This is a genomic window from Sulfitobacter brevis, assembly GCF_900112755.1.
Lineage (GTDB): Bacteria > Pseudomonadota > Alphaproteobacteria > Rhodobacterales > Rhodobacteraceae > Sulfitobacter > Sulfitobacter brevis.
In genome coordinates this window covers 306225-325759 of sequence record NZ_FOMW01000002.1, presented here as the reverse complement: position 1 = coordinate 325759, position 19535 = coordinate 306225, and the positions used below count along the sequence as shown (strand labels likewise).

Annotated in this window: 20 protein-coding genes; 15 read left to right on the top strand and 5 right to left on the bottom strand. The window is 58.3% G+C overall.

The annotated features are described in order from the left end of the window. Positions 1-59: 59 nt before the first annotated feature. From BM174_RS04085 to miaA, 4 genes are all read right to left on the bottom strand, one after another. Positions 60-1526, bottom strand: coding sequence for an ABC transporter permease (locus tag BM174_RS04085; protein ID WP_177209408.1), 1467 nt, complete (start codon positions 1524-1526; stop codon positions 60-62). Between the two features lie 12 nt (positions 1527-1538). Beyond that, on the bottom strand, positions 1539-2624 hold the full coding sequence (locus BM174_RS04080) for an ABC transporter permease (protein WP_093922547.1): 1086 nt from the start codon (positions 2622-2624) through the stop codon (positions 1539-1541). A gap of 324 nt (positions 2625-2948) precedes the next feature. After that, on the bottom strand, positions 2949-3737 hold the full coding sequence (locus BM174_RS04075; RefSeq protein WP_093922546.1) for a helix-turn-helix domain-containing protein: 789 nt from the start codon (positions 3735-3737) through the stop codon (positions 2949-2951). A gap of 76 nt (positions 3738-3813) precedes the next feature. After that, positions 3814-4698, bottom strand: a complete 885-nt coding sequence (gene miaA, locus BM174_RS04070; protein WP_093922545.1) for a tRNA (adenosine(37)-N6)-dimethylallyltransferase MiaA — start codon at positions 4696-4698, stop codon at positions 3814-3816. A gap of 85 nt (positions 4699-4783) precedes the next feature. On the opposite strand from miaA, the gene pyrH reads away from it, so the two are divergent. The 13 genes from pyrH to lpxB all read left to right on the top strand — a co-directional run bounded on the left by pyrH (position 4784) and on the right by lpxB (position 17101). Continuing rightward, positions 4784-5512, top strand: coding sequence for a UMP kinase (pyrH, locus tag BM174_RS04065; RefSeq protein WP_093922544.1), 729 nt, complete (start codon positions 4784-4786; stop codon positions 5510-5512). 161 nt (positions 5513-5673) lie between these two features. Beyond that, complete coding sequence (gene frr / locus BM174_RS04060; protein ID WP_093922543.1) at positions 5674-6240, top strand: ribosome recycling factor; 567 nt, start codon at positions 5674-5676, stop codon at positions 6238-6240. Between the two features lie 95 nt (positions 6241-6335). Next, positions 6336-7076: a polyprenyl diphosphate synthase gene (gene uppS, locus BM174_RS04055; protein WP_093922542.1), complete on the top strand. Its 741-nt coding sequence runs from the start codon at positions 6336-6338 to the stop codon at positions 7074-7076. Between the two features lie 13 nt (positions 7077-7089). Continuing rightward, a complete protein-coding gene (locus BM174_RS04050) occupies positions 7090-7884 on the top strand; it encodes a phosphatidate cytidylyltransferase (protein WP_093922541.1) in 795 nt (264 codons plus the stop codon). A 4-nt stretch (positions 7885-7888) separates the two neighbouring features. After that, on the top strand, positions 7889-9067 hold the full coding sequence (gene dxr, locus BM174_RS04045; protein WP_093922540.1) for a 1-deoxy-D-xylulose-5-phosphate reductoisomerase: 1179 nt from the start codon (positions 7889-7891) through the stop codon (positions 9065-9067). 4 nt (positions 9068-9071) lie between these two features. Then, complete coding sequence (gene rseP, locus BM174_RS04040) at positions 9072-10424, top strand: RIP metalloprotease RseP (protein WP_093922539.1); 1353 nt, start codon at positions 9072-9074, stop codon at positions 10422-10424. Between the two features lie 154 nt (positions 10425-10578). Continuing rightward, positions 10579-10704 (top strand): hypothetical protein, encoded by a 126-nt coding sequence (locus BM174_RS21555; protein WP_273456225.1) that lies wholly within the window; start codon positions 10579-10581, stop codon positions 10702-10704. A 175-nt stretch (positions 10705-10879) separates the two neighbouring features. After that, entirely contained in the window at positions 10880-13264 is a 2385-nt protein-coding gene (gene bamA / locus BM174_RS04035) for an outer membrane protein assembly factor BamA (protein WP_093922538.1), read from the top strand. A gap of 4 nt (positions 13265-13268) precedes the next feature. Beyond that, the gene (locus tag BM174_RS04030) at positions 13269-13865 is read left to right on the top strand and encodes an OmpH/Skp family outer membrane protein (RefSeq protein WP_245766259.1); all 597 of its coding nucleotides are present in this window, start codon (positions 13269-13271) and stop codon (positions 13863-13865) included. Between the two features lie 62 nt (positions 13866-13927). Next, positions 13928-14389, top strand: a complete 462-nt coding sequence (fabZ, locus tag BM174_RS04025) for a 3-hydroxyacyl-ACP dehydratase FabZ (RefSeq protein WP_093922537.1) — start codon at positions 13928-13930, stop codon at positions 14387-14389. Then, complete coding sequence (lpxA, locus tag BM174_RS04020) at positions 14386-15168, top strand: acyl-ACP--UDP-N-acetylglucosamine O-acyltransferase (protein ID WP_093922536.1); 783 nt, start codon at positions 14386-14388, stop codon at positions 15166-15168. Before fabZ ends, lpxA begins: the two co-directional genes overlap by 4 nt. Further along, on the top strand, positions 15165-15959 hold the full coding sequence (locus BM174_RS04015; RefSeq protein ID WP_093922535.1) for an LpxI family protein: 795 nt from the start codon (positions 15165-15167) through the stop codon (positions 15957-15959). Before lpxA ends, BM174_RS04015 begins: the two co-directional genes overlap by 4 nt. Further along, positions 15956-17101 carry a lipid-A-disaccharide synthase gene (lpxB, locus tag BM174_RS04010; RefSeq protein WP_093922534.1) on the top strand — a complete coding sequence of 382 codons (1146 nt, stop codon included), beginning with the start codon at positions 15956-15958 and terminating at the stop codon, positions 17099-17101. The genes BM174_RS04015 and lpxB overlap by 4 nt, the downstream gene beginning before the upstream one ends. Positions 17102-17182: 81 nt before the next feature. On the opposite strand, the gene mnmA is transcribed toward lpxB, so the two are convergent. Next, entirely contained in the window at positions 17183-18325 is a 1143-nt protein-coding gene (gene mnmA / locus BM174_RS04005) for a tRNA 2-thiouridine(34) synthase MnmA (RefSeq protein ID WP_093922533.1), read from the bottom strand. 119 nt (positions 18326-18444) lie between these two features. Here mnmA and sciP point away from each other — a divergent pair, with 119 nt between their 5' ends. Together sciP and ctrA are read left to right on the top strand one after the other, a co-directional pair. After that, a complete protein-coding gene (gene sciP / locus BM174_RS04000; RefSeq protein ID WP_093922532.1) occupies positions 18445-18723 on the top strand; it encodes a CtrA inhibitor SciP in 279 nt (92 codons plus the stop codon). Positions 18724-18815: 92 nt separating this feature from the next. Beyond that, positions 18816-19523, top strand: coding sequence for a response regulator transcription factor CtrA (gene ctrA, locus BM174_RS03995; protein WP_093922531.1), 708 nt, complete (start codon positions 18816-18818; stop codon positions 19521-19523). Positions 19524-19535: the final 12 nt, after the last annotated feature.

Below are 19535 nucleotides of genomic sequence, written 5' to 3'. Positions count from 1 at the left end.
TCAGTTGGCCAAATAAACCCCGGGGGTCCGGGGGCAGCGCCCCCGGCGGTCCCCAAATCTCAATCGCGCAAAGATTCTTCGCGCAACCCGTCCGCCAAAAGGTTCAGCCCCAGCACAAGGCTCAACAACGCCAGCGCCGGTGCGATGGCGGCATGTGGATAAAGCGACAACAGCCTGCGTCCCGCATTGATTGTGCTGCCCCAGTCAGGGCTCTCAGATTCCAGCCCCAAGCCGAAAAAGCCCAAGGTGCCCAGCAGGATGGTGGTATAGCCAATTCGCAAACAAAAATCGACGATTAGCGGTCCACGGGCGTTCGGCAAAATCTCCCACAGCATGATGTACCACGGACCTTCACCGCGGGTCTGCGCCGCCGCGACATAATCGCGGGTCTTGATGTCCATCGCGAGGCCCCGCACGATCCGGAACACGGTAGGCGAATTGACGAAAACCACTGACACAAAGACCACCAGAATGCCCGGATCGATGTCAAAAAGATCAATTACCGCCGGAAGCCCCGGAATACGGTAGGTCGGCGCGTCGACAATCGCACCGTTTGTCGAGACCAGCGAGAGATAGAGCCATCCCAACACTCCCAACACCACAAACAGCAGCGGCGTGCGAAACGACGGTTGCGTGTAGTAGCGCGAGTTCAGCAAGATTGTGACGAACACCAGAGGGAACACAAACAGGAAAACCGCCATATAGTTGGGTATGCCGGTTTGCACGATCTCGGGCGTAACCAGCAGATAAAACAGCAAGATCACCGGAAACGCGAGGATGAGGTTCGCCAGAAACGACAGAAATGTATCCAGACGCCCGCCATAATATCCCGCAGGCAATCCCAATGTGATCCCCACCATAAAGGCAAAGAGCGTCGCCAACGGTGCAATCTGCACCACCACCCACGAGCCTTTGATGAGCCGGCTGAAAACATCGCGCGCAAGGTTGTCACCGCCCAGCAGAAACCACTGGAATTCCTCTTCGCCCGCCCGTGCCAAAGGCGTGCCGGGCAGTTTGTTTTTCATCCCTGACATCTGGCTCAGGCTGTCATGGGTCACCAGAATATCGAACACGCCGCCGAAAATGCCGGTGAACACCCAGAACATCACAATGGCGAAACCGATCATCCCGACCGTGCTGTCAAACAGCTTGCCATATAGCCCCAGCTTGCGCTTGTAGGTGATCGACAGAATGAAGGTCACCACCAACGCCAGCCATACCGGCAGCATCTGCCGCGACACAGCGCCGATGATACCGGCATTGGTGCCCATCATGAAGCCGCCCGCAAGATAGACCAGCAGCAGCCCCAGTGTGATCCAGAAGAGCCCGTTCACGATCATCCCGACAAAGCCCGATACGCCGCTGCTCGCCGATAGGGAGCCGTCCGGATTAACCGCGCGCGCGCCCACGGTGGCAAAGAACGACACCAGAATTTGTACCACGACCATCAGCATCAGCAAAACCAGTGCCCCTTGGAAGAGGATATTGAGAAAGCTCAGAGAGCCGGTCCATGTAAGTGGTTCCATGTCCATTCTCCCTTAAGTAATTCGGATGCGCGGGTTCAGGTAGACATAGCCGATATCCGAAATCAGCTGCGTCACCAAAACCACCACGACCGAGACCACCGAAACCGCCAGCAGCAGTTCGATGTCATTGTTGGAAGCCGCTTGTACCAGCAGCCAGCCAAAGCCTTTGTAATTGAACAAGGTTTCGACAATCACTACACCGTTCAACAGCCACGGAATTTGCAGCATGATCACCGTGAACGGCGCGATCAGCGCGTTGCGCAACGCGTGCTTCAGCACAATGTCCGAGAACTTGACCCCCTTCAGCCGCGCGGTGCGGATATATTGGGCGGTCATCACCTCGGTCATGCTGGCCCGCGTCATCCGCGCGATATAGCCCATGCCATAGAGCGAGATCGTCAGCACCGGCAGGAAGAAATTCCAGAAATTCGCGTCCTCCATCGCAGAAGTCGCAGAGCCGAGAAAAAGGGTCTTGCTGTCGATCCAGCCCATATCCGCCAGCCACGGTGATATTCCGAACCGCGATGATGCCAGCACAGCAATGAAGATCACCCCCGAGACATACTCAGGCGTCGCCGTGGTCGCGATGGAGAAGGTCGAGAGCGAGCGGTCAAGCTTCGAGCCCTCTTTCATCCCCGCCAGCACCCCGACAATCAGGGCGGTCGGCACCATCAGGATCAAGACCCAAAGCATCAGCTTTCCGGTCAGGGCCAGCCGCGTCAGCAATGTGCTGCTTACATCATCCTTAAAGACTGTCGAAACACCCCAGTCGCCTTGCAGGATGCCGCAAAAGGTGGCGCGCTCCTCTTCCGGCGTGCCGTCTTGAAAACAGCGGCCAAAAACCTTGCCGTCTTCGGTTTCGGTCACCCAACCGGGCATGACGCCAAGCCATTCGCCAAACTTGTCCCAAGTCGGTTGCAGATAGCCACGGTTGCCCAGATAACTTTCCACGGCCGCGTCTGACATGCGAAAGTTGCCTTGGGTTTTGGCGAGCTTTTCAAGATTTGGATAAAGGTTGGTCAACCAGAACACGATGAAGGTCAGGCAAAGCGCCGTCAGCAACATCACGCCCAGACGACGCAGAATGAATATTCCCATGAAGTGCCCCTGTTGCGTGGCCTGTCGGGTTGGTCCCGCCAGTTCTTATTGATGAGACCTTACGGTCTTTTCCGACCGGTCGCCCCGATCCGCCCATGCCAGATAGGTCGGGCGACAGAGACGTCGAGAGATGTATTCATCTGCCCGAACCGACGCTTTCTCGCGGTGATAGAAACGCGCAAAACGTAAGGTTCGATCAGCGTTTGGTTTTCCCATCAGGCATGAAGCATCGCATCAGGTCAATGTCATGTTCCGCCGTTTGATGTAATATTTACGACATAGCACCGGTCAAAAAACGACATCGGTCTGCCGTAAACGTTGGATTCAACCACGGAGTTTACTGGGCGGTTTGCCGGTATGGTGCTGGATAAAGCGGGTGAAATAGGCCGCTGACCCGAATCCGAGGTGCCGTGCGATGTCACAGGCAGGCTCGCGGGTCTGCACCAATAGGGCGCGGGCTTCGAATAAAATCCGCTCGGTCAGCATATCCGCCGCCGTTTTTCCCGTTGCTGCTTTGACCGCGCGAGTCAGGTGGGTGGGGGTGATCCCCAAATAGGCAGCATATTCCGCCATTGTCGCACCGCTGCGATACCTTTCAGTCACCATCGCGCAGAACGCAGCAGAGAGGCGGGCGGCGGCATTGCGTTTGTCAGGGATATGTTCGTCCAAAGCGATCTGGCGGCGCAGCCAGACCGACATTAACGCCGAATAGGCCTCCAGCGCATCTTGCCGCAGCGGCCGGTTCGAGGATTGCTCGCGTTGCGCGGTTTCGATGATCGAGGAGAGCTCCGATTGCACATGCACATCCCGGATGCGGAGCTGGCGGGGGATTTCTGGCAGGCGCAGCGGGCTGTCGACGGGGATCGACACCGATTGGCCCATGCTCTGCCGCCCAAGATCCAGCGCAAAAAGCGAACCCGCGGGGATCCAGAGCGCGTTGTGTGTGCCCAAACCGCGCCGCTGCCCGTCGAGCAGAACCCGCCCTTGGCCGCGCACGACCCAGATAAGCAGATGCACGGGCCGATCATGGGCCAGTGTCAGCCGCCAGTCTTGCCCGCCGCTAAGTTGCGCCAAGGTTTGCACAGCGATGTTTGGCGACGGCGCATGCGTCATAGGATGTCGCTATTGTGAAAGATAGCGTCAGATTTACACAGAGAAGATGATACGTAAAGTCGAATTATGGTAATAGTTAATCAGGCATTACCTTATGCCAGTCGGACATTTTACTGCGCATCCACGTGCGTTGGCGCTTGGCGAATTGCCGTGTCGCGATCACGGCAGCCATGCGTGCTTCTTCAAGGCTGAGCCGGCCTTCGAGGTGGGCCATCAACTCTGGCACGCCGATGGCGCGGTGCGCGGGCAAGTCAGGGTCATAGTCTGGCCGTACGGCTGCCACCTCCGCCAGAGCACCTGCGTCGAGCATAAGATCAAAGCGCTGCGCGATGCGGTCGTTCAAATGGACTTTGTCTACATCGAACACGATCGGGAATGCGGCGCTGAGGGGCAGGGCGGGTGGCGCGGTATCATCCTGCCACGCGGCCAAGCCGCGCCCCGTTGCCTGCTGCACTTCCCATGCGCGTTGCACCCGCGCGGGGTTGCGCGTGTCGATGCGCGATTGCGTTTCCGCGTCCACGCCCGCCAGCAGCTCCTCCAGCGAGAAGGTGTTGCCCTGCACGCGTACCTCTGCAGGGGTGGCAGGAATTTCGGCTAAGCCTTTGGTCAGCGCGGTGAAGTAAAGGCCGGTGCCGCCCGTCACGATGCACCGCTGACCTTCGTCGAGCAGTTTCGTGACTTCGCGTAGCCAATGGCCGGTGGAATAAAGATCGGTCGCGGCGACATGACCATAGAGCTTGTGCGGGGCGCGGGCGCTCTCTGCCTCCGAAGGACGCGCGGTCAACAGACGCCAGCAATCATAGACCTGACTGGCATCGGCATTCACGATCACACCGCCCTGCGCTTCGGCAACTTCCAGCGCCAGCGCCGACTTCCCTGAGGCCGTCGGCCCCGCGATCAGCACGTGTTGATTGGGCGATATCATGCTGATCAGGTCGGTATGGGCTTTTTTAGCAGGCATTTCTGTCCTTGAGCGTCAGCGATGGATTGATAATTGGCCCCATTTGCGACAGTTTGCCCCAAAATGAAAACCCAAAGGTAAAAACATGTCGGACAGCGCCCCCCAAGTCACCTTCAAACGCGTCATGCTGAAAATTTCCGGCGAGGCGCTGATGGGAGATCAGGGTTTTGGCCTGCATCCACCCACGGTTGAACGGATCGCCCGCGAGGTGCAATCTGTGCATTCGTTGGGTGTCGAGATCTGTATGGTCATTGGTGGCGGCAATATTTTCCGCGGGCTGCAAGGCTCGGCCCAAGGGATGGAGCGGACCACGGCTGACTATATGGGGATGCTGGCCACGGTGATGAACGCGCTGGCGATGCAGTCTTCGCTGGAGGCGCTTGGCATCCACACCCGCGTGATCAGCGCCATCACCATGAACGAGGTGGCCGAGCCCTATATCCGCCGCCGTGCCGTGCGCCACCTTGAGAAAAAGCGCGTCTGCATTTTTGCGGCAGGCACCGGTAACCCCTATTTTACCACCGATACCGCAGCCACCCTGCGCGCCAACGAGATGTCCTGTGAGGCGATTTTCAAAGGCACGAAGGTTGATGGCGTGTACGACAAAGACCCGAATAAATTTGACGATGCCAAGCGCTATGACACCGTCAGCTATGACGATGTGCTGCAAAAGCGTCTGGGCGTGATGGATGCGAGCGCCATTGCTCTGGCGCGCGATAACAATCTGCCGATCATCGTCTTCTCGCTGGACGAGCCGGGCGGGTTCAAAGGCATTCTTGCCGGTCAGGGCACATATACGCGGGTGCAGGGCTAGGCACCCCTGCCATCGGTTGATCCCGTACCTGTCCCGCCAGCGTTCCATATCGTGCCTTGCGAAAGCGGCGGTGACGCGGGCGGGCCATGGCTATACATTGCCCCTGCCTTGGCGTTATATCGGGGCGACAAAAATCAAAATGACGAACTGCCGGAGACCCCATGTCAGAAGAATTCATGCTCGATACCGACGATCTGGAACGGCGTATGGGCGGCGCTATTGCCTCCTTGCGCACTGAATTTGCCTCGCTGCGCACAGGCCGCGCCTCGGCGTCCATGCTGGAGCCGGTGATGGTCGATGCCTACGGGCAGAAAACGCCGATCAATCAGGTCGGCACCGTGAACGTGCCCGAACCACGCATGGTTACCATCAACGTCTGGGACAAAGGTCTGGTCGGTAAGGTCGAAAAGGCTATCCGTGAAAGCGGTCTGGGCATTAACCCGCAGCTGAATGGCACGATTATCATGCTGCCGATCCCCGAGCTGAACGAAGAGCGCCGCACCCAGTTGACCAAGGTTGCGGGCCAATACGCCGAACACGCCCGCGTCAGCATCCGCAACATCCGCCGCGACGGCATGGATCAGATTAAAAAGGCCAAAAATGATGGCCAAATGTCTGAAGACGATCAGAAGATCTGGGAAGGTGAAGTGCAGGACATCACCAACCGTTTCATCGCCCAGATCGACGAAACGCTTGAGACCAAGCAAGGCGAAATCATGCATGTCTGACGGCATCAGCGCGGGGGGCTTCGGCCCTGCGCGTGCATTGCCTCGGAGGCTCGGTTGGCGTGTTGCCTTCGGGGACAAGAATTGAAAGCCAGCCGATGAAAAGCGTAGCCAGCCCCACACCACAGCCCGTTCCAAATGGGCCGCGTCATGTGGCGATTATCATGGATGGCAATGGGCGTTGGGCCACGCAACGGGGGCGGCCTCGGCTTTTTGGCCACCATGCGGGTGCCAAGCGCGTGCGCGAAGTGGTCGAGGCATGTCCGGACTTCGGCGTCGAATATCTGACGATCTTTGCGTTTTCGACCGAAAACTGGAAGCGTACGCAGGTTGAGGTCGCAGGGCTGATGAGCCTGTTCCGGCGCTACATCTCCAAAGAAACCCGCAGCCTGTCGGAATTTGGCGTCAGGGTGCGGTTTATCGGAGACCGGGTACGGCTGGATGCGAAACTGATCCGGCTGATGTCAGAGCTTGAAGAGGCGACCTCGCATAATACGCGGGTGCATCTGACCATCGCGCTCAACTACGGTGGCCGTGATGAAGTGGCCCGCGCCACACAGCGGTTGGCGCAGGATGTGGCGGACGGCAAACTTGATCCTGCAAAAGTAGATGAAGAAACCCTGCCAAAGTATTTGGATACCTGCGTTTTACCAGATCCTGATCTGGTGATCCGCACCAGTGGCGAGGCGCGGATTTCTAACTTTCTGCTGTGGCAATCGGCCTACGCCGAGTACGAATTTATCGACACGTTATGGCCCGACTTCTCGAAAGAAGAATTTGGCAGGCTATGTGCTGCCTATGGCGTGCGCGACCGGCGTTTTGGCGCGGTAACTGGCTGAGGAGGCTGAAGGTATGGCGAAATCTCCCGAACAATGGTCCGACCTTTCGGCGCGGATGGCCTCTGGTGCCGCGATGGTGGTTGTGGCGCTGCTGGGCATCTGGATCGGCGGCGTGGTTTGGCATGTTCTTGTCGCGATAATCTGTGGCTTGATGGTCTGGGAGCTGGTTGGCATTCTGGCTCCGGGCGTGCGTCATACCCAGTTGCAAATGGGGGCTTTGGCGGGTGGGGCGCTGCTGGCGAGCTTCTATCTGCCGGTCGGATTTGCACTGCCTTTGTTGCTGGCACCGGCGCTGATCGGCTTTGGCCAACTTGCGCATCACCGCACTGTTTTCATGACCTTTACCGTGATGATCATTCTCGCAGGCTTTGGCATGGTGCAGGTACGCGATGATCTGGGATTTAGCTGGCTGATGTGGCTGGTTGGTGTTGTGGTGATGACCGATGTGGTCGGATATTTCGCCGGTCGTGCGTTGGGCGGCCCCAAGTTCTGGCCCAAGGTCAGTCCTAAAAAGACGTGGTCCGGTACGGCATCCGGCTGGGTCGCAGCGGCGCTGGTTGGTCTGCTGTTCTCGATCAATTCGGGCGTTGGTTTGCAGTTGATTGGAATCTCCATCGCGGTCTCGATGGCCTCGCAGATGGGCGATATGGCTGAATCCGGCCTGAAGCGGCGGTTTGGCGTAAAGGACAGCTCGACGCTTATTCCTGGCCATGGCGGCGTGCTCGACCGGTTTGACGGGATGCTCGGCGCCTCGGTGTTCTTGTTGATCGTCGGCCCGCTGGTCGGTTTCCCGCCCGGGTTGGGCTAGGTTCTTGGCACAACGACGCGTAAGTATCCTTGGCGCCACAGGCTCCATCGGGCAAAACACACTTGATCTGATCCGCCGTGCGCCCGCTGGCTATGACGTGGTGGCGCTGACGGGGGCGGGCAATATCGCGCAGCTGGCGGCAGATGCAAAAGCCGTGGGCGCGCAGATCGCCGTGACCGCGCATGAGGACCGGCTGGAGGACTTGCGCGCCGCCCTGCAGGGGAGTGGCGTCGAAGCCGCTGCCGGCGCCAATGCGATCACCGAAGCGGCTTGCCGCCCGACCGATTGGATCATGTCCGCGATCGTAGGGGCGGCGGGGTTGGCGCCGGGATTGGCTGCCTTAAGCCATACCAAGACGCTGGCCTTGGCCAACAAGGAATCGCTGGTCTGTGCCGGAGCCTTGATGCTGGAGACAGCGCAGCGAACAGGGGCACGTATTTTGCCCGTCGATAGCGAACATTCTGCTATCTTTCAGGCGCTGGCTGGCGAAGATATCGCCACAGTCGAGCGGATCATCATCACCGCCAGCGGCGGCGCGTTTCGCGATTGGCCACTTGAGGCACTAAAAGATGCAACGCTGGCGCAGGCCTCGGCCCATCCCAATTGGGATATGGGCCAGCGTATCACCATCGATTCAGCTTCGCTGTTTAACAAGGCGATGGAAGTCATTGAAACTCGTGAGTTTTTTCGTGTCGATCCCGAACAGATCGAAGTTTTAATTCATCCGCAATCTTTGGTGCACGCGTTGGTGGGTTTTGTTGACGGCGGGCTGATGGCCCATGTCGGCCCACCGGACATGCGCCATGCCATCGGCTATGCGCTGCACCATCCGGTACGCGCCCCGCTGCCGGTTGAGCGGCTTGATCTGGCAGCCATTGGCCAGCTTGAATTTAGCGCCCCTGATGTCGCACGCTTGCCTGCATTGCGGCTGGCGCGCGAAGTCATGGCGACGGGCGGATTATCGGGTGCGGTGTTCAATGCCGCAAAGGAAACCGCGCTCGACGGGTTCATCGCCGGCACCATCGGCTTTACCCGAATGGCCGATGTGGTCGAGGATACGCTCACTGAAATGTCACGCAGAAGTGGCCTTATTGATGCCACCATGTCCCTTGATAACGTCGCGCAAGTCGATCATCAGGCACGGCAGGCGGCAAAAGCCGCAATAGAAAAAAGGGCAGGATAACGTTTTGGATATTATGGCACTACTTCCGCAATTCGGCGGGCTGATCTGGACAGTACTGGCCTTTGTCATCGCTCTGTCGGTGATTGTCGCGATCCACGAATACGGCCATTACATCGTCGGGCGCTGGACGGGAATTAAGGCCGATGTCTTTTCGCTGGGGTTCGGGCCGGTGTTGTGGAGCGGTGTGGACAAACGCGGCACCCGCTGGCAGATCGCGGCCTTGCCCTTTGGCGGCTACGTCAAGTTTGCGGGTGATGCCAATGCGGCCTCCGGCAAGGACGAAGCGGCCATTGAAGCCTTGGCACATGACCCGCAAAAGCTGCGCCACACCATGCATGGCGCGCCGCTTTGGGCCCGTGCATTGACCGTGGCCGCAGGGCCTGCATTCAATTTCGCGCTGTCGATGATCGTGTTTTTCAGCCTCGCGTTGTTTATCGGCGTGCCACGTGCCCCTTTGACCGTGGGCAGTATTGTACCGCTTCCCACTGCCGAATATGAACTGCGCCAAGGTGACGTGGTGCTGGAAATCAGCGGCGTTGATGTCTCGGATGCGGCGAGCTCCGAAACCGCAACCAGTCTGGTCGCCAATCTGCCCGACACCGCCTTGATCGACTATAAGATCGAGCGGGATGGCACGCAGATGGTCGTGACAGGTCCTAATTATGCACCTCCTTTGATCGGGCGGGTCATGCCGACTTCGGCAGCTGATGAGGCTGGTCTGAAACGCGGCGATGTGATCACCGCTGTCGAAGGCACGCCGATCAACAGCTTTAACCAGCTGAAGACGGTGGTCGAAGCCTCGGAAGGGGAGCCCTTGGTGCTGGACGTCTGGCGCGATGGCGAGACAGAGAAATTCACCTTTGCCGCTAAAGTCACTGACGAACAGCAGGCCGACGGCACTTTCATCAAGACCCTGCGCATCGGCATCGCCAGCGGCGTGGCCTTTGAGCCGGTGACGGAATCCCGCGGTGTTGTTGAGGCACTCAATTCCGGCGTTCGCGGCGTTTGGCAGATCATTACCAACTCGCTGTCCGGCTTGATGCATATGATTTCGGGCGCAATCAGTACCTGTAATATGTCTGGTCCGATCGGAATTGCCCAGGTTTCAGGAGCGGTGGCCAGTCAGGGTGCGCTGCCGTTCATCGAGTTTATTGCCGTGCTTTCAACGGCTGTTGGCTTGCTCAACCTCTTTCCCATTCCCGCGCTGGATGGCGGGCATCTGGTGTTTTACGCCTATGAGGCAGTGGTTCGCAGGCCGCCAAATGATTGGGCAGCGCGGATGTTGATGGCGATCGGCATGGGGCTGATACTGACGCTGATGATGTTCGCCCTGTGGAACGATATTTTCTGCCCGTAATCTGCTCAGCAGTAGGCGACCACGACACAGTTATACCGCCCCGATCAACCTCGGGGCGGTATTATTTTAGCAAAGTCATAATTTGGCCTTAATCTGTCCAAATAACGCCCCAATCGTTTGATAGCTTGTTCAGATCAACGCCAGGAGCGATCAAATGCAAACGATTCAAAGTTCATACCGTGGTCTTAGCCTGTTGATGCAGCTGAACTGGGATCGTGCGCTTTATGTGGCGACGATTGCATTCGCATTGGCCGCTGGCGCTTTTGTCGGCTCCCTTTGATTGCACGATCGCGTAGGCGGCTTTCCGGCGATTTTCGCTGTGCCGTCCACACCATGATGTTTCATTGGTGAAACACCCAGCATAATATAGTGTTTTTTGTGCCCGTTGCTTTTGACAAAGCTCGATAACCTGCGTAGTCAGGTTTTCAATGATGTCTTAAGATTGGGTTTGAACCATGGGACTGAGGACCACAGGCGCAACGCGCCGAAATCGGGCAACAAGCAAAACACTCGTGAAGCTGCTGCAGGGCAGTGCGGTTTGCGCTCTTGTGTCGGTCGCATGGGTGGCGCCCGCCACGCAGGTCGCGGCGCAAGATTACCGTTTCAGCACCGTCGTCATCAATGGCAACGAGCGCGTCGGCGATAGCGCGATTTTGGCAAGAGCCAAAATCAGGGGCGGCCAGACCGTCACCGGCGGCCAGCTAAATGACGCCTATCAGAACTTGCAAGGTTCGGGCCTGTTCGAGACCGTTTCGATTACCCCGCAAGGCGATACCTTGGTTATTGACGTGGTCGAACTCCCGACCCTGAACCGTGTCCGCTTTGAGGGCAATAAGCGGATCAAGGACGAGGTTCTCGCTCAGGTCATCGGGTCGACAGAGCGTAAGGTCTTTAATCCTGCGCAAGCCGAGAAAGATGCCGCGGGCATTGCCGAGGCCTATAGTAATGATGGTCGTCTGTCCGCACGGGTCCAGCCCCGCATTATCCGGCGTGACCAAAACCGTGTCGATCTGGTGTTCGAAATCTTTGAAGGCGACAACATCGAGATCGAGCGCATCAGCCTTGTGGGCAACCGCGTCTATTCCGACCGTCGTCTGCGCCGCGTGCTGGGGACCAAGCAGGCGGGTCTGTTCCGCCGTCTGGTCAAGCGCGATACTTTTGTCGAGGGCCGCGTTGAGGCTGACAAGCAGATGTTGCGCGATTTCTATCTGTCCCGCGGCTATGTCGATATGCGCACCGAAGCGGTGAACGCAGAGCTGACCCGCGAGCGGGACGGGTATTTCGTGGCCTATAACATCACCGAAGGTCAGCAGTTCAAGTTCGGCAAGGTAAGTGTTGTCTCGGAGATGCCCGAGGTCAGCGCGGATGCCTACCGCGAGATCATCAAAATTCGCCCCGGTGTCGTCTATTCACCAACAGTTGTGGAAAACGATATCGCGCGTTTGGAACGTCAGGCGATCCGCGATGGCGTTGATTTCATGCGCGTCGAACCACGGGTGGAGCGCAACGAGCGCGACCTGACCCTTGACGTGACCTATGTGATCAGCCGTGGCGAGCGTATTTTCGTCGAACGCATTGATATCGAAGGCAATACCACAACGCTTGATCAGGTGATCCGACGCCAGTTCGACAGCGTTGAGGGTGATCCCTTCAATCCGCGCGAAATCCGCGCTGCTGCTGAACGTATTCGCGCGCTCAACTATTTCGAGACCGCAGAAGTAAATGCCCGCGAAGGCTCCAGCGGTGAGCAGGTGGTGATTGACGTTGATGTTGAGGAAAAACCGACCGGTTCGTTGAACTTCGGGGGGTCTTTTTCCAACAATGACGGGATCGGGGTTGCGATCAGCTTTGCGGAGGAGAATTTCCTCGGGCGAGGCCAGAAGCTGCAGTTGACTGTTTCCACGGCCTCTGAAGCGAACCGCTATGGTCTTAACTTTGTCGAGCCAAGCCTATTGGGCCGCGATCTGTCCTTCGGGATTCAGCTCGATTACGCCGAGACTGACAGCTCCTACGCCTCATATGACACCAAGCGTTTGATTGCCTTGCCGAGCCTGAGCTTTCCGGTGAGCGAAAATGGTCGGGTGCAGGTGCGCTATACCTATCAAGACCTCGAAATGGTCGAGACCGATGACATTGTTGCCGATCCGGCGGCACAGACCAACGGCGGCATCATCCAGAGCGAGATTGATCAGGGCGCGGTTACCTCCTCGTCGCTGGGGTACACCTATCGCTATGATACCCGTCTGACAGGGCTCGACCCGACATCAGGCGTATTGTTCGAGTTCGGTCAGGACTTTGCCGGAGTGGGCGGCGATAGCGAGTATATAAAAACCACGGCCAAGGTTGTGGCCGAGCGGTTGATCTTCAACGAAGAGGTAACCTTGCGGGCCACTCTGGAGGGCGGGGCCCTGTCATGGGGCAATGGCAACAGCCGGACTGTCGACCGTTTTCTTCTTGGCTCCTCGGTTATGCGTGGCTTTGAATTCGGCGGCATCGGCCCGCGCGAATTGTCGGGTGACATCGATGATCCGCTCGGGGGCAACTATTACCTCGTGGCGCGGTTTGACGCGGAATTCCCACTTGGACTGCCAGAGGAATACGGGCTCACTGGCGGCGCGTTTTACGATGTCGGCAACGTCTGGGGTTTGAACAACGTCGACACAGCCAGTGCTAGCGGCAGTGTTGTGGGCGAATCCGGTTCGTTCCGCCATGTAGTTGGTCTCTCCGTGTTCTGGGAAACCCCTGTTGGTCCTTTACAGTTCAACTTCTCGCAAGCTTTGAAGAAAGAGGACTACGATCAGGACCAGAACTTCGAAGTTACCCTGCGCACGACGTTCTGATGTGATGACCTTACGGTTTGCGATGGCAGCGCTGGCGATGACCCTGACAGGGGCCGCGCCGGCGCTGGCCGAAGATCAGGGCCAGCAGGTTCTTGGGGCGTCCGAGCGTGGCGAGTTCCAGACTCCGGTCTTGACAATTAACTCCGACAGATTGTTCTCGGAAAGCGCTTACGGCCAACGGGTCCGGCAAGATGTCTCCGTTTTGGTGGGCGAGCTTGAGGCTGAAAACCGGCGGGTTGAGGCCGATCTCGAAGCCGAAGAGTTGAAGTTGACCCAGAAACGCGCGACATTGGCACCTGAAGATTTTCGCAAGCTTGCCGATGCCTTTGACGAGAAGGTGCAAAAAATCCGCACCGAACAGGATGCCAAGCTGCGGGCTTTAGACGAACAGCAATCCCGCGAGCGCGAAGGTTTTCTGGCTGCCGCCGCGCCTGTGCTGGAGCAGTTAATGCGCGAGGCCGGTGCGGTGGTTATTCTGGAGCGTCGTCAGGTCTGGGTCAGCATCACCGCGATTGAGATCACGGATGAAGCCATTTCCTTGCTGGATGAAAAGCTCGGCACGGGCAAAGAGCCACCCGCCAGCGGCACATCCAAACCGTGAGACTTGCCCCGAAGGGGCTAAATTGATAGCCACTTGCAAGACCTTGCAGCTAAGGACAACTCATGAGCCAAGACATTAAACGCGCCGACATCCAATTGATTCAGCGCATTCTGCCCCACCGCTATCCGTTTTTGTTGGTAGACAAGGTTGAGGAAATCGACGGCACGACATCGGCTGTCGGCTATAAGAACGTGACGATGAACGAACCGCATTTTCAGGGCCATTTTCCCGGTACGCCGATCATGCCGGGGGTGACCATTGTCGAGGCGATGGCGCAGACTTCCGGCGTTATGTTGGGCGTGTCACTGGATATCATCGACAAAGATCTGCTGATTTATTTCATGTCGATCGACAACTGTAAGTTCCGCCGCAAAGTGATCCCCGGCGATGTACTGCGGATGGATGTAAAAACCCTACGCGGCAAACCTGGCGGCAAGATCTGGCGCTTTAACGGGGTAGCCACGGTCGAGGGCGAAATGGCTGCCGAGGCCGACTTCATGGCCTATGTGGACCTGCCCAAATGAGCAATATCCACGCTTCGGCCGTGATCGAAGACGGCGCGCAGATTGACCCGTCCGCGCAGGTCGGCCCGTTTTGTCTGGTCGGGGCCGATGTCGTGCTTGAGGCCGATGTGGTGTTGAAAAGCCATGTGGTGGTGACGGGACAGACCCGCGTCGGGGCAGGCACGGTAATCTTTTCCTTCGCCGTGATCGGTGAAATCCCGCAGGACCTTAAGTTCAAAGGCGAGGCCAGCCGTCTGGAGATTGGCAAGCGCAACCGCATCCGCGAGCATGTCACGATGAACTGCGGCACCGAAGGTGGCGGCGGCGTGACCCGTGTGGGTGACGACGGGTTGTTCATGGCGGGGGCGCATATTGCCCATGACGCCATTATCGGGAACCGCGTTATCGTGGTGAACAGCGCCGCCGTGGCGGGCCACTGTATCATCGAGGACGATGTGATCATTGGCGGGCTTTCGGGCATCCACCAATGGGTGCGGATCGGGCAGGGTGCGATTATCGGCGCGGTCACGATGGTGACCAACGATGTAATTCCCTACGGGCTTGTGCAGGCGCCGCGCGGGGATCTTGACGGGTTGAACCTTGTCGGGCTCAAGCGTGGCGGTGTCGCGCGGGCTGATATCACGGCGCTGCGGGCAGCGTTTCAGATGCTGGCGCAGGGCGAGGGCACGTTCCATGACCGCGCAAAGCGTTTGGGCGACGAGACCACCAGCTCCTATGTGCGCCAGATTGTGGATTTCGTGCTGGCTGACACGGGCCGGCACTTTCTCACCCCAAAATGACGCTGGCGCTGATTGCCGGAAATGGTGCATTGCCTGCGGCGATTGTCGCGGCTTTGAACGTGCGGCCCTTGGTTTGCGTATTTGAAGGCTGTGCGCCGGACGGGCTACAGCCCGACCTGACCTTCCGGCTTGAGACCTTGGGATCGCTTTTGCAGGCGTTATCGGAGCAGGGCGTCACGGAGGTCTGCTTTGCGGGTGCCTTGGCACGTCCCCAGCTTGATCCATCAAAACTCGATGCCCTTACGGCGCCTTTGGTGCCGATGATGTTGGCGGCCCTGCAGAAAGGTGATGACGGTGCCCTGCGGGTGATCCTTGATCTGTTCGAAACGCGGGGCTTCGCGCTACGCGCTGCCCATGATCTGGCGCCGGACTTATTGATCCGTGACGGCATTTTAACGGTCGTACAGCCCGACGCGCAGATGCGGGCCGATGCGGATGTCGGTGCGGCGCATATTGCGCTGATGGGCCCGCGCGATATCGGTCAGGCCTGTGTGGTGGCGGGCGGTGAAGTGCGCGGCATGGAAGACAGTACTGGCACCGATGCGCTGATGTCGCGTGAAGCTGCGGCGCTGGCAGGCACACGGGCGATCTTGTTCAAAGGTCCCAAGCCCGATCAAAGTCGCCTCGTCGATTTGCCCACCATTGGCCCCGATACTGTGCGCAATGCAATCAACGCCGGATTGGTCGGGATTGTGGTGGATGCGGGCGAGGTCTTGATGCTCGAGCCGCAGAAATGCCGTGCGATTGCCGATGCGGCGGGCTTGGTGATCTGGGCGCGGACCAGCGCATGACGCGGGTGTTTATCCTCGCAGGCGAGCCCTCGGGTGACCGCTTGGGCGGGGCATTGATGGCGGGCCTCAAGGCGCTGGACCCCGATGTGAGTTTTGAAGGGATTGGCGGCCCCGATATGGCGGCGCAGGGGCTGGTCAGCCGGTTTGACATGTCAGAACTGAGCGTCATGGGCATTGCAGAGGTTTTGCCGAAATATCGCCAGTTGAAAGCGCGGATTGCGCAGACGGCACAGGCGGTGGTGGAGTTAGCACCAGATGTGCTCATCACCATCGACAGCCCCGATTTTTCACTGCGGGTGGCGCGGTTGGTGAAAGAACGCTCCGCCATCCGCACGGTGCATTACGTCGCGCCGACAGTATGGGCTTGGCGCCCCGGGCGCGCGCAAAAGATGGCCCGCTGGATTGATCAGGTGCTGGCGTTGTTTCCTTTTGAGCCACCTTTGATGGAGGCCGCAGGCATGGACTGCGACTTCGTCGGGCATCCGGTTGTGGCTGAGTCGATTGCAACGCAGGAGGAGGTGCAGGCATTCCGGACGCGGTTTGATCTGGGCGACAGCCCGATCGCCTTGGTCTTGCCCGGCTCGCGGCGCGGCGAGGTGAGCAAGCTTGCTGGGGTTTTTGGTGAAGCTTTGAAAAAGTTTTGCGCACAACGCCCCGATGTTCGGGTTGTGGTGCCTGTTGCCGCCGCGGTGGCGCCGCTGGTGCGCGACATGACGCGCGATTGGTCCGGAGCACCGCTGCTGTTGGACCCAAGCGCGCCGGATGCCGCAGCGATGAAACGGGCGGCCTTTCGGGCGGCAGATGTGGCTTTGGCGGCGTCGGGAACAGTGTCGCTGGAGCTCGCGGCCAATGGAACGCCGATGGTGATTGCCTATCGGATGCATTGGCTAAGCTTCCGGCTGATCCGGATGATGGCGCTGATTGATACGGTCACGTTGGTTAATATTGTGTCTAACAGTCGCGTTGTGCCGGAGTTTTTGGGGCCGGAATGTACACCCGACCGGATTGCGGCAGGGCTGACGCAGGTTCTGGCAAAACCCGAAGAGCAGCAGGCCGCAATGGCCTTGACCATGCAGCGCCTGGGTCAGGGCGGCGAGGCGCCAGGTATGCGGGCGGCACGGGCGGTTATGGCGCGGCTTTGATGCGCTGAGCTCGGTTTGAAGTGCAGATGAGGGGGCTTTTCCCCCTCACACTCCCGCAGGACATTTTTGGCTCCAAAAAGCTTAGCCTTTGTGAATCCAGCCGCCGCCGAAAATCCGGCTGCTGTCGGGGTCGTAGAACACGCAAGCCTGTCCGGGGGAGATGCCTTCCTCGGCGGTGAGGAGTTCGACCTCGGCCTCGGTGTCCGAAATCGGTCGCAGGATGGCGTCGCGCGGAGGGCGGGTCGAGCGGACGCGCACGGCGACAGGCCATTCCTTTTGCGACATCATCGGGGCGTCGCCCAGCCAATTGATCTCACGCACGGGGATGCGGCGGGTGGCCAACATGGTCTTCGGGCCGACAATGACCTGACGTTTGTCGGCGTCGAGTTTCACCACATAAAGCGGGTCGGCCAAGCCACCGATCCCGAGACCGCGGCGCTGGCCAATGGTATAGTGGATGATGCCTTCGTGTCGGGCCAGTACAGTGCCATCAACATCGACGATATCACCGGGATCAGCGGCCTCGGGTCGCAGCTTGCGGATCACACTGGCGTAGTCGCCGTTCGGCACAAAGCATATATCTTGACTGTCGGGCTTCATTGCAACGCTGAGATTGTATTTGGCAGCCAGTGCGCGGGTGGCGTCCTTGGAGGGCAAATGCCCCAGCGGGAAGCGCAAATAGGCCAGTTGATCGGGCGTGGTCGAGAACAGGAAATAGCTTTGATCGCGGTTGGCATCGGCGGCGGCGTGAAGCTCGGGACCGTTGTCGCCCATCTTGCGCTGGATGTAGTGGCCAGTGGCCATGCAGTCGGCCTCAAGATCGCGCGCGGTCTCGAGCAGGTCCTTGAATTTGACCCTTTCGTTGCAGCGGATGCAGGGCACAGGTGTGGCACCAGCGAGGTAACTGTCGGCGAATTCATCGATGACCGCGTCTTTGAAAACGTTTTCGTAATCAAGAACATAGTGCGGAAATCCCATCGATTCCGCGACGCGCCGTGCATCGTGGATATCGATCCCTGCGCAACAGGCGCCCTTCTTGGCGAGCGCCGCGCCATGATCGTAGAGCTGCAGCGTGACACCGATCACATCATAGCCTTCTTCGGCCAGCATCGCGGCGACCACGGAACTGTCGACGCCACCTGACATCGCCACCACGACGCGGGTGTCGGCGGGGGCTTTGGCAAAGCCGAGGGAATTGAGCGGGTGGGTATCGTCGAGCGGCATGGCTGTCTCCGGAGCGCTAGGAAGAAATATAGGAAAATCCTAATTACTCACAAGGGTAGGGTTCACGTTGCGTTAAAGACCATCGGCCACATTCAAAGGGCATAAATGCGGAAAAGATCATGTATCTGAAAAAAGTCGACGGACCACGATCCGTAACCTTGGCGGATGGCACTATCATGACCCGTGCGGATTTGCCAGACGTGCGAACCCGCAGATGGGTCGCGTCGCGCAAAGCCGCCGTTGTGCGCGCTGTGGTCTATGGGTTGATAACCCAGCGCGAGGCGTTGGAGAGGTATCAAATCAGCGAAGAGGAGTTCATGGAATGGGTTAGGGCTGTGAGCGATCACGGCGAGCAGGCATTAAAGGCGACTTTACTACAAAAGTATAGACAACCCTAAGTTGTTTTGTTAAGTTTTTCACATCGGTAACGAGTGATTAACCTTTATTGTTCACGATCCTGATTAATGAAAACAGTGATGCGGAGAACCGAATGCGAGTGCTGCTTGTAGAAGATGACCCTACTACCTCTCGAAGCATAGAATTAATGCTGACCCATGCGAACCTAAACGTCTATGCGACGGATTTAGGCGAGGAAGGTATCGATCTGGCTAAATTATACGATTACGATTTGATCCTTCTCGACCTTGATCTGCCCGATATGAATGGTCACGAGGTCTTGCGCCAACTACGGCTCGCGCGGATTTCAACGCCGATCCTGATCCTGTCCGGGGCAGATGATACCGAGAACAAGATCAAGGGCTTTGGCTTTGGTGCAGACGATTATCTCACCAAGCCGTTTCATCGCGAGGAATTGGTGGCGCGTATTCACGCGATCATCCGCCGCTCCAAGGGGCATTCACAGTCTGTGATCGATACCGGCCAGATTTCGGTGAACCTTGACGCCAAGACAGTCAGCGTTGACAGCCAGGCCGTGCATCTGACTGGCAAAGAGTACCAGATGCTGGAGCTTTTGAGCCTGCGTAAAGGGACGACCCTGACCAAAGAGATGTTCCTGAACCACCTGTACGGCGGCATGGACGAACCGGAACTGAAAATTATTGATGTTTTTATCTGTAAATTACGCAAGAAACTGAGCGAGGCCACCGGTGGCAACAATCATATCGAAACGGTTTGGGGACGCGGCTATGTGCTGCGCGATCCCGATCCTGTTGCCATTCCGATAGCTGAAATCGCCTGAGCCTCCGCCGGT

Excerpts from the sequence above, each read along its gene's own strand:
- sciP (WP_093922532.1), top strand. The coding sequence starts at position 18,445 with ATGTATCTGAAAAAAGTCGACGGACCACGATCCGTAACCTTGGCGGAT.
- miaA (WP_093922545.1), bottom strand. The coding sequence starts at position 4,698 with ATGCCTGCTAAAAAAGCCCATACCGACCTGATCAGCATGATATCGCCC.
- uppS (WP_093922542.1), top strand. The coding sequence starts at position 6,336 with ATGAAAAGCGTAGCCAGCCCCACACCACAGCCCGTTCCAAATGGGCCG.
- BM174_RS04080 (WP_093922547.1), bottom strand. The coding sequence starts at position 2,624 with ATGGGAATATTCATTCTGCGTCGTCTGGGCGTGATGTTGCTGACGGCG.
- bamA (WP_093922538.1), top strand. The coding sequence starts at position 10,880 with ATGGGACTGAGGACCACAGGCGCAACGCGCCGAAATCGGGCAACAAGC.
- BM174_RS04085 (WP_177209408.1), bottom strand. The coding sequence starts at position 1,526 with ATGGAACCACTTACATGGACCGGCTCTCTGAGCTTTCTCAATATCCTC.
- lpxA (WP_093922536.1), top strand. The coding sequence starts at position 14,386 with ATGAGCAATATCCACGCTTCGGCCGTGATCGAAGACGGCGCGCAGATT.
- BM174_RS04015 (WP_093922535.1), top strand. The coding sequence starts at position 15,165 with ATGACGCTGGCGCTGATTGCCGGAAATGGTGCATTGCCTGCGGCGATT.
- ctrA (WP_093922531.1), top strand. The coding sequence starts at position 18,816 with ATGCGAGTGCTGCTTGTAGAAGATGACCCTACTACCTCTCGAAGCATA.
- BM174_RS04075 (WP_093922546.1), bottom strand. The coding sequence starts at position 3,737 with ATGACGCATGCGCCGTCGCCAAACATCGCTGTGCAAACCTTGGCGCAA.
- frr (WP_093922543.1), top strand. The coding sequence starts at position 5,674 with ATGTCAGAAGAATTCATGCTCGATACCGACGATCTGGAACGGCGTATG.
- BM174_RS21555 (WP_273456225.1), top strand. The coding sequence starts at position 10,579 with ATGCAAACGATTCAAAGTTCATACCGTGGTCTTAGCCTGTTGATGCAG.
- lpxB (WP_093922534.1), top strand. The coding sequence starts at position 15,956 with ATGACGCGGGTGTTTATCCTCGCAGGCGAGCCCTCGGGTGACCGCTTG.
- BM174_RS04030 (WP_245766259.1), top strand. The coding sequence starts at position 13,269 with ATGACCTTACGGTTTGCGATGGCAGCGCTGGCGATGACCCTGACAGGG.
- mnmA (WP_093922533.1), bottom strand. The coding sequence starts at position 18,325 with ATGCCGCTCGACGATACCCACCCGCTCAATTCCCTCGGCTTTGCCAAA.
- BM174_RS04050 (WP_093922541.1), top strand. The coding sequence starts at position 7,090 with ATGGCGAAATCTCCCGAACAATGGTCCGACCTTTCGGCGCGGATGGCC.
- fabZ (WP_093922537.1), top strand. The coding sequence starts at position 13,928 with ATGAGCCAAGACATTAAACGCGCCGACATCCAATTGATTCAGCGCATT.
- pyrH (WP_093922544.1), top strand. The coding sequence starts at position 4,784 with ATGTCGGACAGCGCCCCCCAAGTCACCTTCAAACGCGTCATGCTGAAA.